Raw genomic sequence first — 13,539 nt, forward strand, 5'->3', positions numbered from 1 at the left:
ATTCTTTAACTTTATGCTCATTATTCGTTCCTTTCCTTCGTTAAATTCATCTTCTTATATTTAACGAAAACTGTCCACGAATTATTTAACATCTACAAGAATGACGAAGTAAGAAAAACTATAAAAAAACTTATTAATTAAAGTTTTTCAATATACTCTCAAAAGGATTTGGAGAGGTTTGACCTAAGCCGCAACGATTAAGATTCTGATCTTTCATCATAATTATCATATCTTTTACATCATTCATTCTCTCTTGAGTCATGTTACCTGCTCTTATAGCTTTAACAGCAGCTAAAAGCTTAACATTGCCTAGAGGACAAACAGAGCATTGTCCGCAACTCTCGTGAACAAAGAATTCCATGAAATTTTGCAAAATCTCCAGCATATCTCTGGATTTATCAAACACCATAATAGAGCCTCCACTAAAAATATCTTCATAACCCATAATTCTATTATCTAATTCATCTACTGTTATGCACTCACCTGCGGCACCACTTATTTGAACCGCTTGTACATTCGATCTATCTATACCTATAGCATCAAAAAGCTCAGACGGTTTGCATCCACAACGATATTCATAAACACCTTTTTGCTCTACAGGTATGTCTCCTGATATAGAGTATAGTTTCGGACCAGTAGAACATTCTGAGCCCTGCTCTAAAAACCAGTCTGCTGATTTCAATATTATAGTGCTACACCAACAAAAACTTTCGACATTATTGACACAGGTTGGTTTTCCCCATAAGCCTTCTTCTGTTAATAAAGGGAATTTCTCTCTTGGGAAACCTGGTTTACCTTCTATTGACTCAACTAGAGCTGATTGTTCTCCACAAATATAGGCTCCCGCTCCCATGCGAATTTCAATGTCAAAATTAAGCCCAGAGCCTAATATATTTTCTCCTAATAGGTTTTTATCTCTTCTTTCTTGCAAAACAGAGTTTAATTTATCTTTCATATACTCATATTCGCCTCTTAAATATAAATAGCCTTTTTTAGCTCCAATTGTATAACCACATATAGTCATTCCCTCGAATAATAAGTTTGGAGTAGTTTCTAATACTTCTCTGTCTTTGAATGTACCTGGTTCTCCTTCGTCTGCATTACATAATACATATTTTGTTTGTGATACAGCATCATAAGCATTCTTCCACTTCATCCCTGTAGGAAATCCGCCACCGCCTTTGCCTCGCATTTTAGATTTACAAATCTCATCTACAATATCTTTTTTATCTGTGTTTAGAGCTTTTTTCAATGGCTCTAGTTTTTCTATTTCTATAAATGTTAAAGGACCTTTTTTAAGCATTTTTATACTCCTTTATTATATCAGAGATTTTATTAGATGTTAAAAACCCATAAGGCTTTTCATTTATTAACATGGCAGGAGCTTTATCACACTGCCCTATGCATTCTGTTTGCACGATAGAGAATAACCCATCAGGAGAAATTTCTCCAAGTTCGTTAACTCCTATTTCTTTCTTTATAGAGTCAATTATGCTATCTGCTCCTGCTATTTTACAGCAGGCAGTTTTGCAAACTCTTATAACATATTTGCCTTGAGGCTTTTTCGATAACATATCATAAAAATCAATAACATCTTCAACCTCTATATCCATAATACCTAACTCTTTAGATATTGTTTGCATGGCTTCTGAGGATATATAGCTATATTCTTTTTGTATTTCTCTTAATATCTCAATTAAATAACTTCTATCTTTTGGATATTTACTTATTATTTCTGTAAATTTATTCATTTCTTGACCTTAAAATATTTGATTTATAAAACTAATATATAAAATTTTGTATTAAAAAGTCCAGTATTTTTTTAAAACTCTGGTTTTGAGTATTTTTTTCTACTATGTTGCTTGTTATTTTTTATAATGTATTTATCAGGAAGCATACTAACAGGTATTATAACATTTGGGTCATGTATTTCAATTTCAACTATTTTATTTTTTGATTGCTGATTTTTAACTATTTTAGATATTTTATCCTTATCAGATTGAAACTCTTTGTCCCAAACCTCTTGCTCTGGAGCAAAAGCATCTTCAACCCAATGCATAGGAACTTCTATGGTATGTTTAACATTTTTACTGTTTATACAACCAGCAGAAGCTCCCGTCATTAGTATAATTGATAAAGATATTGCTTTATTTTTTAACTTAGAGGTCAAACCCATTCTTTAAACTTTCATTTCATTTAAATCAGTTAGTTTTGCTATTACTCTTTCTTCTTCAGCTTTAGGCTTATTCTGCTTTGTTGCTTTATGTTGCTCTCCATCAGGTAAACCTGCTTTAGGAAGAGATGTTGCAATATCATGATCACTAGGAGCCTTTTTTTGCTCTGGTTTAGGATCTATCATATCTTTTTTAGTTGATTCAGCTTTAGAATTTTGATTTTCGTCCTTAACTTTAATAGGTTCTTTTTCTTTAACTTTAGAATCTTGTTTTTTATTATCTATGTTTTCTATATCTACTCCATAAAGTGTTTTGTAAACTTCTCTTTTAGGGTTTATTAAAAATTTGCCACCTTTAACAATAGCTTTACCAGCAGTAACGGGTGCTAAAGCAATGTCTTTTAAATCTTTACCAACTCCAACAACTGGTTCTTTAACTAAGTCTTTAACCCCATTACCAATTTTAGAACCTCCTTCTTTAAAATTTCCTTTACAACATTCATATAAACCTCCAAAGGTTCCTTTTAAAAAGCTCCCTCCTCCTTTTATAACACCACTAACTGTATCACTTGCAAAACGAGGAGTTATACTGTGAGCTGCATCTTTAGTTTCTTTTAAGGCTGAATCTACATCTCCTTGTGCTAAATCTACAATTCCTCGAACAGCATTATCAGCAGGACCTAATAAACAATCACCTACACCACCAACAGCTTCTCCAGTTAGTGTAGAGAAATTACCTGTGTTTGGTCCTTCGTTTTTTCCTATTCTTTTAAAGAATGCACTAAGGAATCCATCTTTTTCTTCTTTTTTGTTTTCTTCACTCATTTTATATCTCCTTTAATTTTTAAACTTCCATGCCCAGTTTTTTTAACTGCTCTTTGGTTAAGTTTTGTTTGTTAATTTCTCTATTCAACTCTTTATGACTAGCTATGCCAATTGGAATTGCTCGTTTTGGTAATTTATTATTTATTTCTTCTGCTTTAGATCTTTCAGCATCGTTTAGTTCAATCTTTTTTGCTGTTTTCTCTTCTATCTTCTCTTCAATTCTAGTTTTACTTACTTGTTCTGTGTTAGCAGCAATATCAACAGTTTGTTTATTTTCTAAACTTGCGGATACTTTAGCTTCATCTGAAGAAGAAGATGCAACATTAGAGGCAACGGAAGATTTATCAGAAGACTCTGGAGCTATATCCGAGCTGAACTGTGCCTCTTCTACTTGTTTGCTATGTTTTTTTTGTTCAGTAATCATAAATACCTCTTTTTCTTAGTTTTTATAGTATGTATTATAATTCTTCTTTAAGAAAAAAACAAGAAAAAATTGATTTTTTAATTTAAAAGCATTATACATTATTCATATTTATCAATTGAATAAGAGGGAAATAAAATGAATGACATTAAAATAATGAAAGAAACTTTGCTAGAAGAAGCTAATGCAATGATTAAATTAGCGGAAACTCTTGGAGAAGAATGCTCTAAAATTATAGAACTTATATTAAATATAAAAGGTAGATTAATTATAACTGGAATGGGTAAAAGTGGGCATATCGGTAAAAAGATAGCTGCAACACTTGCTTCTACGGGGACTCCATCATTTTTTGTACATCCTGGAGAAGCTTCTCATGGAGACTTGGGCATGATTACTTCAAACGATGCGGTTATAGCTATATCTAACTCAGGAGAATCAAAAGAATTAGGAGATATAATAACTTACACAAGGAGGTTCTCAATACCTTTAATTTCTATATCTAGAAATTCAGAGTCAACATTAGGAAAAGCAGCAGACTATCACATCAATTTAAATTATGAGAAAGAGGCTTGCCCTTTAGGAATTGCTCCTACAACATCAACAACACTAACTTTAGCTATTGGAGATGCTTTAGCTGTAGCTCTATTGAAAAGAAGAGGTTTTTCTGCAGAAGATTTTGGCAATTTCCACCCAGGAGGAAAACTAGGTGCAGCTTTAATTAGAAATGAAGAAATTATGCATGATGATTATGATTTACCATTAGCAAAAGAAGATGATGCTATGAATAAAGTTATAGAAATTATGTCTAATAAGAAAATGGGTTGTGTTGGAATTGTAGATAATAGCAACAAGTTAGTTGGTATTATTACAGATGGAGATATTCGTCGTCATGTAGAAGATATAATGAATAAAACCGCTAAAGATATAATGACTGCTAATCCGATTACAACAACAAAATCATGCTTATCTGCAGAGGGGTTAGCGATTATGAATAACAAATCTATTACAGCTCTTTTTGTTGTGGATGAAGCTAATAAAGCAATAGGTATCATACATATGCATGACTATCTAAAAAATGGGGTTATGTAAAATCAATTCATCTAAATAATAACAAAAGATTTAACAAAAAAAGGCACTTAAAAAAGTGCCTTTTATTATCAATTTTAACTTAAACTATGATTTTGCAATTTTTTATAGTATGCAATTCTAGAGTTAGACATTGCCGCATCTTTAATCTTAATAGCTGGGATTTCTTTTTTAATCTCAATTGGTTTAACTTTTTCTTCAGTCTTTTTTTCTAATCCTTCACAAAGGCATACCGCTAAAGCTAATGAAATTAATACATCTTTTGCCATATCTGTTGCTTTATAATTCTCTTCCATATTTTCACCTTTCTATTATTTTTTTCATTGTTATATATGAAAAATATAGTTAATACTATCATAAAAAAAATGTAATTTCAATAACTTTACTAGTTTTTTATTGAAATAAAAATACTTTCAAAGCTTAAGGTTTTAAAATAACTTGACAAAGGAGCGATTTTATTGTATATAGAGTGCTTAAAAATTACTACAATTTATCAAAGAAAGAATCAACAAAAATGAGTACTGAAAATTTAGAATATTTATTCGCTCCTAAATCAGTTGCGATGATTGGTGCTTCCAATAGAGAACAATCAATTGGAAGAGTTGTTACAGAAAACCTAATTAAAGGTGAATTCCAAGGGGAATTAATGTTAGTTAACCCTAAAGGTGCTGAAATCTGTGGTATGCAATCATACCAAAGCATAGATGATTTACCTACAGTTCCAGAATTAGCTCTTATAGCTATTCGTCCAGATTTTATCCCAGCTACATTAGAGTCTTTAGGTCAAAAAGGAACTAAAGTTGCTCTTATCATCACTGCTGGTTTCGGTGAAATGGGAGAAGAAGGTAAGAAAAAAGAAGCAGAATTAGTAGAAATCGCTAAAAAATATGGCATGAGAATTGCTGGGCCAAACTGTCTTGGTGTTATGACTCCAGAGGTTGGACTTGCTGCTGGTTTCGTTATTTGTCCTCCTTTAAAAGGTAATATCGCTTTTGCTGCTCAATCAGGAGCTATCTTAAGTTCAGTTGTTGATTTAGCTATGGCTAAAAACATTGGTTTCTCACATCTACTATCTTTAGGTAACATGGCTGATGTTGATTTCGATGATGTTCTAGAACAATTTGGTAACGATGATGCAACAGATGCTATAATTATGTATATGGAATCTGTTAAAGAAACAAGAGAATTTATGAAAGCTGCTCGTGAAGCTGCTAAGAAAAAACCTGTTATTTTAATCAAATCAGGTAAATCTGATGCTGCTGCAGAAGCTGCTGCTTCTCATACAGGTGCTCTTGCTGGTTCAGATGCTGTTTATGATGCTGCATTCAAAAGAGCTGGTTTAATTAGAGTTGAAAACCTAAGCGAAATGTTCCAAATTGTTGAAATTATCGCTTCAGGTAAAAAAATTAATAATAACAAATTAACTATTGTTACAAATGGTGGTGGTATTGGTCTTCTAGCAACAGATGCTTTGATTTCTGATGGTGGTGAACTAACTGAACTAAACCCTGAAACAAAAGCTAAACTTGATGAAGTGCTACCTGAAACATGGTCTCATGCAAACCCAATTGATATTATTGGTGATGCTCCAGGAAAAAGATATGAAGATTCTGTAAGAGAAGTATTAGAAGATGAGAACGATGACTCAGCTGTTTTAGTTCTTAACTGCCCTCTTGCTGTTTGTGATTCTGCAGATGGTGCAAATGGTGTTGTTAATGCTATTAAAGCTACAAACTCTGATAGAGTTGTTTTAGCTAACTGGTTAGGTGCTGGTGCTGCAGAAACTTCAAAGAAAATATTTATGGATAACAAAATTCCTTCATTCAACACTCCTGCTGAAGCTACAAAAGGATTTATGTATCTTGCTAACTATAAAAAAGATCAAGACTTTTTAAACAGCCCTGCTGTTCCAGTTGCTGATGCTGAATACGATTATGATGCAGTTAAAGCTATTATAGATGGAGCAATTGCTGAAGGAAGAGAATGGTTATCAGAATATGAAGCTAAGAATGTAGCTCATGCATATTCAATCCCTGTAGCTAGAACTATTAATGTAGCTACTACAGAAGAAGCTATCGAAGCAGGTGAAGATCTAGGTTATCCTTTAGTGTTAAAAATCTTCTCTCATGATATTACTCATAAATCTGATGCTGGTGGTGTTGTTCTAAACATTAAAACTCCAGAACAGTTGAAAACAGAATGTGAAGAAATGCTTGTAAGAGTTGGTAAAAATTGTCCAGATGCAAAAATCGAAGGATTCTCAGTTCAAAACTTTGTAAATCTTGATCACTATCACGAATTAATCGTTGGTGTTAATGAAGATGCTCAGTTCGGTCCTGTTGTTCTATTCGGTAGAGGTGGTACAGCTGTTGAAATCATTAAAGATACAACTTTAGAACTTCCTCCAATGGATATGAATATTGCAACTTCTATGATTAATAGAACTAAAGTTTCTGAACTTATGAATGGATACAGAGATGTTCCAGCTGCAAGAAAAGACTTAGTTGCTAAAATTATGGTTAATGTTTGTAAACTAATTGAAGATTTCCCAGAAATCATTGAATTAGATTTAAACCCTATCTTTGCTAACCACGAAGAAGCTATTGCTCTTGATGCTAGAGTATTAGTAAAACCTTTCAATGGTGAAGATAGAAGTGCTAGATTTGCAATTAATCCAAAATCTACATCAAAAGATACAGCTGGTATTTAATAAATACTCAATCTGTTAAAGAAAAATACCTCTTGCAATTTGCGGAGGTATTTTTTTTAAAGTTGCATTTTTCAGCTTTATATGCTATTCAAAAAATATAGGTTTAATTAATATTAAAGGGAGACTCCATATGAAAAAGCTTTTATTTATAGCACTTTTATTAATTAGTGCATGTGCTAAAAACATAGATTCTAATGTTTACAATGAAAGAGAAACTCTTCAGACAAGAAGCATTTTAAAAGGTAAGATTCTTCAAGTATTACCAGTTAAAGTAGAAGGTGATAAAGTTGTTGGAACAGGAAGTGGTGCTATAATCGGTGGACTTGCAGGATCAACAGTTGGAGAAAATGATACAATTAAGGTTCTATCTGCATCTTTAGGAGCATTAATAGGCTCTGGCATAGGGAGAACTATCGATGGTTGGATTACAAACCAAGGCGGATATCAGTATATAATTGAATTAAGAGCTACAGGAGAAGTTATCTCTATAGTTCAAGGTGATGCTAATCCGTTAAAACCAGGTGATGAAGTTCTTCTTTTAGAGAACAGAAACCAGACTAGAGTTATAAAAAGTGAATTAAAATAATAGATTCATTTATAATATTAGTTATAAAAAGCAGTCTATAAATTTAGATTGCTTTTTTTTTATAAATATGATAAAAACAAGCATATTAATACAATATATTTAGGAAAGAGAAGTAATGAAAAAAGAATTAGTTGAAAGACTTATAAGTGATGATTTACCTTCAATCGCAGAAATTGAAGCTAAATACCCAAAAAGAAATCTGCCAGAAGGAGCCGTTGTTAGTAGAACAGGACCATCTCCTACTGGATTTATGCATATTGGAACTATATATCAAACAATGATATCTAAAAAGCTTGTAGAGCAGACTAATGGAAAGTTTTTCTTGAGAATTGAAGATACTGATACAAAAAGAGAAGTTTCTGGTGCTAGAGAAATAATTGTTGATTATCTTATTAAATATGGATTATTAAACAAAGAAATTGATGAGGGACCATTTTTAAATGATTCTGATAAAGATAACTATGGACCTTATACTCAAAGCAAGAGAGCTAATATATATAAAGCATACATAAAATATATGCTTGAAAATGATTTAGCATACCCTTGTTTTTGTACAACAGAACAGTTAAATGAAGTTCGTGAAGGACAAAAGAAAGAAGACTTAAGAACTGGATATTATGGTAACTTTGCTAGATGTAGAAGATTATCTGAAGAAGATATTATAGCTAAACTTGATGCGGGATTAGATTATGTAATTAGATTTAAATCTAATGGTAAACACTCAAATAAAATCCTAATTGAAGACTCTGTTAAAGGGAAAAGAAATATAGCAGAAAATGATTTTGATATTCCAATCCTTAAAGGAGATGGACTGCCAAGCTATCATTTTGCTCATTTAATTGATGACCATTTAATGGGAACCAATCTTGTAGTTAGAGGTGATGAATGGATATCATCTCTGCCTTTACACTTACAACTATTTGAAACAATGGGATGGGAGGCTCCTAAGTATGCTCATATATCCCCTATTGAAAAAATGGATGATGGAAAGAGAAGAAAGTTATCAAAAAGAAAAGATCCAGAAGCAAGTGTTGTTTATTATGATGAAGTTGGATATCCTGTGCAAGCAGTGTTGGAATATCTATTTAATATAGCTAATTCTGACTTTGAGCAATGGAGAAAACAAAACCCTTTAGCTGATTTAAAAGACTTTGAATTAAAAGTGAATAAGCTAAATAAAAGTGGAGCTTTATTTGATTTTGATAAGTTAAATCATGTTTCTCAAAATTATATATCTAGATTAACTAAAGATGAAGTCTATAATGAATTAGAGAAATGGGCTATTAATAGAGATGCTCACTTGCATAAAAAAATGGTGCAGAATAAAGATTACATCAAAGAAATAATTAATATTGAGAGAGAAAATACAAACAAACCAAGAAAAGACATTACTATGTGGTCTCAAGCTTGGGATACTATGTCTTACTTCTTTGATGATGAATTTTCTCTGACAAAAGAAGAGTTTATGGAAAAAGCTGGCAACCCAGATCCTGCAGTGGCAAAAGCTATTGTTATTGATTTTATTGCTGATTATGATAAAAATATGGCTCTAGATAAATCGGAATGGTTTAACTCATTTAAAGAGCTAGCAGAAAAACATGGATATTGCACAAATGGTAAAGAATATAAGAAGAACCCTGATGCATATAAAGGTTCAATGGCTAACTTTGCCAAGATATTCAGAGTTCTGTTAACAGGAGAGCCTCAATCACCAGATTTATACTATATGATGCATGTAATGGGCAAAGAAAGAGTATTTAAAAGAATATCTATATAAATTCTTTTAACCTAAATCAATTTTTCTGCAATTCTGACGAGCGGAGATGAGAAAGTTGTAGTGTCATTTTGAGCGACTGCAAGGAGTCGAAAAATCTTTTTATCATGCTATCTTATTCTATCGTCATTCTGAGTGCAACGAAGAATCTTTTCATGCCTGTGTAATATTGATTTACATCCTGCATCATAATGAGATTCTTCACTACCACACAAGTGTGTCCGTTTAGAATGACGGACTGAGTATTAAGGTAGTGTTTTTTTAGATAATGTCATTCTGAGTGTAACGAAGAATCTTTTCATGCCTGTGTAATATTGATTTACATCCTGCATAACAATGAGATTCTTCACTACCACATAACTGTGTCCGTTCAGAATGACGACAAATAGAAAGTTTGGCACTTCTTTAGCATAGTGAGATTCTTATTCGCTCTGCTCATCAGAATAATGAATAGGAAATATTGGAAGAATAGAATAACAATTTTACTGTCTCAAAAAATCTTCCAATAGACTTTTAAACAATACTGGTATTTGTTTCATCTCTTTTAGCTCTCTTACATAGGATATTCTCATTTGAGTTCTCCCCGGATTCTTAGATAATTTCTTCACACTATAAAATCCTAACATTGGAGATAAAAATAGAGTCCTATAATTCCCTTTTATTTTAACTTTACCATTTGCTGCACAAAACTTAATAAAGTCAACACAATTAAATTTTTCATCAACAATATTTCTAACATCTATAACGGAGTATAAAGAAGCTTCTGCTTTTGATACTATAATATCAGGCAGCTCTTTTTTAAAGCCCTCTTCTACAGCGGTTGCGATTTTATAATAATGCTTTCTTTGCTTCTCATACCATCTGTTTAATTCAGATTTTTTAGCTTCAGCAAGAGCTCCAAATATATACTGTCCAATAGAATTTGCACATAAATTAGCAGTATTCTCTGAAACAGACTTTTCTATAAACTCCTTGTTATCGGTTATAAGAGCCCCTATTCTCAAACCGCAAGCATTCCACATTTTAGAGCTTGTCTCTATAGATATTCGCCTTCCTTCAATTCCAGGAACTTCTTTATCTGTAATTCCCCAAATACTAATAACTTCTTTATCTTTAGTGTATATAAGCTCTCTATAAGCTTCATCACTTAGCATCCAAATATTATATTTAACACATAACTTTGCTAAATCTATCATTTGTTGCTTAGTAAACTTTTGTCCAGTTGGGTTATCACAAGGTATCACCAATAAAGAGTTAGGCTTATGCTTCTTTATTGCTTTCTCTATTTCTTTGATACAAGGAATAGCAAAAAGCCCATCTTCATTCAGGTGCCTAGTAATAGAAACAGTTTTTCTGCCTAATCTTCTTGCTATAGACATATAGTTAGTATAAGCAGCATCCATTACCATAAGAGGTTTATTCTTTTTGCCTGCTTCTCCGCATATACCTAAAATAGCTAATTCCATGGCCTTTGAACCACCGTCTGTTATTTGAGTATAAAGATTACTAATATCAAACCCTTCATGTTTTAATATATTCAAAAAAGCATTGTTAGCCTCTTCTGTTCCTCTAGTACAAGTATAACTGTTTACCCCATTCGCAAAGGGTGATGTCTCATTACATAAATTAAACATCCTTTTTTGTAAAATCTTAGGCATAGGCAAAGATACATTACCTACAGATACATCTAATACATTAATTTCATTTCTATCTTCTCTTTTTGAGAATTCTAATCCAGACAATCTAATTGCACTTGGCTGTATAGAGTCAAAATATTTTGACATTCTTGGCATATTATTTTTCATTTTTTTCTCGCTATATATTATATATTTTTCATACTTATAGCATAAAAAAATATTTTTTCAAACTAATTTTAATGTAATCAGGCATATACTTTTTATGAATTTTATGATATAATACTCCATAATTAAAAAGGAATGTAAAAATATTATGTCATCAGTATTAACAGTAGAAGATAAAAAGATAATTAATAGATTATCTGAAATTGAAAACTTTGATAATTACAAACCTGTATCTTCTAAAATTTTAAAACAAAAATTAAGGTATGAGTTTGAAAAAATACACTACACTTTAGACAGACTGTATAACTATAATAATGAAAAATTAGAGATAAAAAACTTTCCTATTCAAAAAATTAAGAACACTAAACAAAATAAATATTATTTTTATATGAATCCTCATAAGAAATGTTTGCAATGGGTCTCTGAAGAATTAAGAAAAGATCATGGAGAACCAGATTTCATACCAGAAAATTGGAAATCAACAGTATTATTAGCAAATATACTAAAGATTTCTAACAATAGACTCTATACTGAAGTAAAAAGAATATATGAAAACAAAAACTCTTGGGACCCCCAAAAAGAGGGGTTTGAGTTTCCTATTAAAGAAGGTCAAAAAATTAATAAAAAATATACAAAAGGATATTATTTAAATCCTGATAAAAAAGTAATGGAATGGTTTAAAAATATAGTAAACAAATCTCTTAAAAATAAAACTAAAAGAAGGGTTAATAATAGCTTTTACATAACTCCTTAAAAACTTAGCTGTACTTTTATTAAATAATGTGATATTATTATATAATATTTTAATAAAAGGAGATAGGTAAAGTGAATAATATTATAATAAATCACAACTGGTTATCCTCTGAAGATTTGGCTAAAAGATATAATATAAAAGTATTTGATGCCTTAGATGTAATAGATAAGTTAAAGAAACAAAAAGAAAATTTAGAATATATAAAAGTCGGTAGAAAAAAGAAAACAGATTTTGTTAATAAAACTTTTATTTCTCCAGAAGAAGACTTTTTAAAGAAAGTAAAAAAAGAATTACAAATAATTCATAAGAAGAGAATAGCTATATCACAAAAAATAAAAATAACAAAACAAAAAAGTTTAAGCAAAAAAAGAAATAGAGAGAAGGAAAAAATATAAAAATTTAGTTCCTGAAGATAGCTTATCTGCAAATGATTTAGAGAAAATTACCAAAATTAGAGCAAACACAATTAGAAAAATTCTAAAAGAATTATATAAATTGAAAGGTTCATGGGGGGCTCAAAAACTTTTCCCTTCCCTATAGTAAAAGGCTTAAAACTAAGAACTTCTGGTTATGAAGGGTTGTATATATTGGCAGATAAAAAATCAAAGAATTGGGCTTATAAGCAATTAGGAGCTAACATAAAATCATACATAGATGATTCTTTTTTAAGTTATAAAGATATATCTGAAAAAACAGGTTTAGATACCGAGCTAATCAAAAACTTTCTAAGAAATTCATTTGAAAATAAAGAAAACTTAGATAAGTATTTTAAGAACTCTATAGTAAAAGGAAGAAAAAAACATCATTCTTCTACACAAATTTATTTAGACTCTAGCGAAGAGGCCTTAAACTGGTTCAAGCAAGAAATAAAAGTAAAAAGACCTTCAATTGAAGAGGCTAAAAAGACTAAAATAGTACCTATCTTAAACACAAAAAAAGTTATATCTGAAAGTCTTGTTATATAATTTTAGTTAAGAACTAAATCGTTCTGTTTATTTATATTATCTTTACCGCTATTAGCAATGTTAATAATCTGCTTATTGTATTCTTTCATTAATTTTGGATTATTTCTAATTCTCTTTTTATAATTATTGATTCTTAATAAGCTATTTACACTACCTTTGTTTAAATTACCTTTTAAAAATGACTTTAATAAATCTTTATTTTTACTTTTAATAATTTTTCTTATAAAAAAAACTTCATAATCTTTAATTACAGGTTTTTTAGCATCTAATCTTTCTTTATAAGAGCTTAAACACTGTTTGTATTCACTGTTTTCTTCTAACAACAGATTAAACTTTTTTTCTTGTCCTACATTTATAATTTTAGGAGAAGCTGCTACAACAATAATAGCACCTAAAACAAGAGTTACATTTGATTTTAATATTTGTTTTAACATTTTTTCTTC

The 13,539-nt window shown here is 30.7% G+C and carries 15 protein-coding genes; 7 read left to right on the forward strand and 8 right to left on the reverse strand.

Annotated features, from left to right (window positions below):
- Positions 1-133 precede the first annotated feature (133 nt).
- From OIF36_03160 to OIF36_03180, 5 genes are all read right to left on the reverse strand, one after another.
- A complete protein-coding gene (locus OIF36_03160; GenBank protein ID MCV6599461.1) occupies positions 134-1,303 on the reverse strand; it encodes an iron hydrogenase in 1,170 nt (389 codons plus the stop codon).
- The gene (locus tag OIF36_03165; GenBank protein MCV6599462.1) at positions 1,296-1,751 is read right to left on the reverse strand and encodes an NAD(P)H-dependent oxidoreductase subunit E; all 456 of its coding nucleotides are present in this window, start codon (positions 1,749-1,751) and stop codon (positions 1,296-1,298) included. The genes OIF36_03160 and OIF36_03165 overlap by 8 nt, the downstream gene beginning before the upstream one ends.
- 71 nt (positions 1,752-1,822) lie before the next feature.
- Positions 1,823-2,176 (reverse strand): hypothetical protein, encoded by a 354-nt coding sequence (locus OIF36_03170; GenBank protein MCV6599463.1) that lies wholly within the window; start codon positions 2,174-2,176, stop codon positions 1,823-1,825.
- A gap of 3 nt (positions 2,177-2,179) precedes the next feature.
- On the reverse strand, positions 2,180-2,998 hold the full coding sequence (locus OIF36_03175; protein MCV6599464.1) for a hypothetical protein: 819 nt from the start codon (positions 2,996-2,998) through the stop codon (positions 2,180-2,182).
- A gap of 19 nt (positions 2,999-3,017) precedes the next feature.
- Positions 3,018-3,422 carry a hypothetical protein gene (locus tag OIF36_03180; GenBank protein ID MCV6599465.1) on the reverse strand — a complete coding sequence of 135 codons (405 nt, stop codon included), beginning with the start codon at positions 3,420-3,422 and terminating at the stop codon, positions 3,018-3,020.
- 135 nt (positions 3,423-3,557) lie between these two features.
- Between OIF36_03180 and OIF36_03185 the strand changes: the two genes are divergently transcribed.
- The gene (locus OIF36_03185; protein ID MCV6599466.1) at positions 3,558-4,508 is read left to right on the forward strand and encodes a KpsF/GutQ family sugar-phosphate isomerase; all 951 of its coding nucleotides are present in this window, start codon (positions 3,558-3,560) and stop codon (positions 4,506-4,508) included.
- Between the two features lie 74 nt (positions 4,509-4,582).
- Here OIF36_03185 and OIF36_03190 read toward each other — a convergent pair whose 3' ends face one another.
- Positions 4,583-4,801, reverse strand: coding sequence for a hypothetical protein (locus OIF36_03190; GenBank protein MCV6599467.1), 219 nt, complete (start codon positions 4,799-4,801; stop codon positions 4,583-4,585).
- A 218-nt stretch (positions 4,802-5,019) separates the two neighbouring features.
- Here OIF36_03190 and OIF36_03195 point away from each other — a divergent pair, with 218 nt between their 5' ends.
- The 3 genes from OIF36_03195 (at position 5,020) to gltX (ending at position 9,578) form a co-directional block, all read left to right on the forward strand.
- A complete protein-coding gene (locus OIF36_03195) occupies positions 5,020-7,215 on the forward strand; it encodes an acetate--CoA ligase family protein (GenBank protein MCV6599468.1) in 2,196 nt (731 codons plus the stop codon).
- A 130-nt stretch (positions 7,216-7,345) separates the two neighbouring features.
- Entirely contained in the window at positions 7,346-7,801 is a 456-nt protein-coding gene (locus OIF36_03200; GenBank protein MCV6599469.1) for a hypothetical protein, read from the forward strand.
- 115 nt (positions 7,802-7,916) lie between these two features.
- Complete coding sequence (gltX, locus tag OIF36_03205; GenBank protein ID MCV6599470.1) at positions 7,917-9,578, forward strand: glutamate--tRNA ligase; 1,662 nt, start codon at positions 7,917-7,919, stop codon at positions 9,576-9,578.
- 479 nt (positions 9,579-10,057) lie between these two features.
- On the opposite strand, the gene OIF36_03210 is transcribed toward gltX, so the two are convergent.
- Positions 10,058-11,380 carry an aminotransferase class I/II-fold pyridoxal phosphate-dependent enzyme gene (locus tag OIF36_03210; protein ID MCV6599471.1) on the reverse strand — a complete coding sequence of 441 codons (1,323 nt, stop codon included), beginning with the start codon at positions 11,378-11,380 and terminating at the stop codon, positions 10,058-10,060.
- A 145-nt stretch (positions 11,381-11,525) separates the two neighbouring features.
- Here OIF36_03210 and OIF36_03215 point away from each other — a divergent pair, with 145 nt between their 5' ends.
- The 3 genes from OIF36_03215 to OIF36_03225 all read left to right on the forward strand — a co-directional run bounded on the left by OIF36_03215 (position 11,526) and on the right by OIF36_03225 (position 13,096).
- Complete coding sequence (locus OIF36_03215; GenBank protein ID MCV6599472.1) at positions 11,526-12,131, forward strand: hypothetical protein; 606 nt, start codon at positions 11,526-11,528, stop codon at positions 12,129-12,131.
- 71 nt (positions 12,132-12,202) lie between these two features.
- Complete coding sequence (locus OIF36_03220) at positions 12,203-12,526, forward strand: hypothetical protein (protein MCV6599473.1); 324 nt, start codon at positions 12,203-12,205, stop codon at positions 12,524-12,526.
- Positions 12,527-12,637: 111 nt separating this feature from the next.
- A complete protein-coding gene (locus OIF36_03225; GenBank protein ID MCV6599474.1) occupies positions 12,638-13,096 on the forward strand; it encodes a hypothetical protein in 459 nt (152 codons plus the stop codon).
- 2 nt (positions 13,097-13,098) lie between these two features.
- Here the strand turns inward: OIF36_03225 and OIF36_03230 are convergent, their stop codons facing one another.
- Positions 13,099-13,530 (reverse strand): hypothetical protein, encoded by a 432-nt coding sequence (locus OIF36_03230; GenBank protein MCV6599475.1) that lies wholly within the window; start codon positions 13,528-13,530, stop codon positions 13,099-13,101.
- Positions 13,531-13,539: the final 9 nt, after the last annotated feature.

The sequence above is a fragment of the Alphaproteobacteria bacterium genome (assembly GCA_025800285.1).
In the GTDB taxonomy this organism is placed as follows: Bacteria; Pseudomonadota; Alphaproteobacteria; order JAOXRX01; family JAOXRX01; genus JAOXRX01.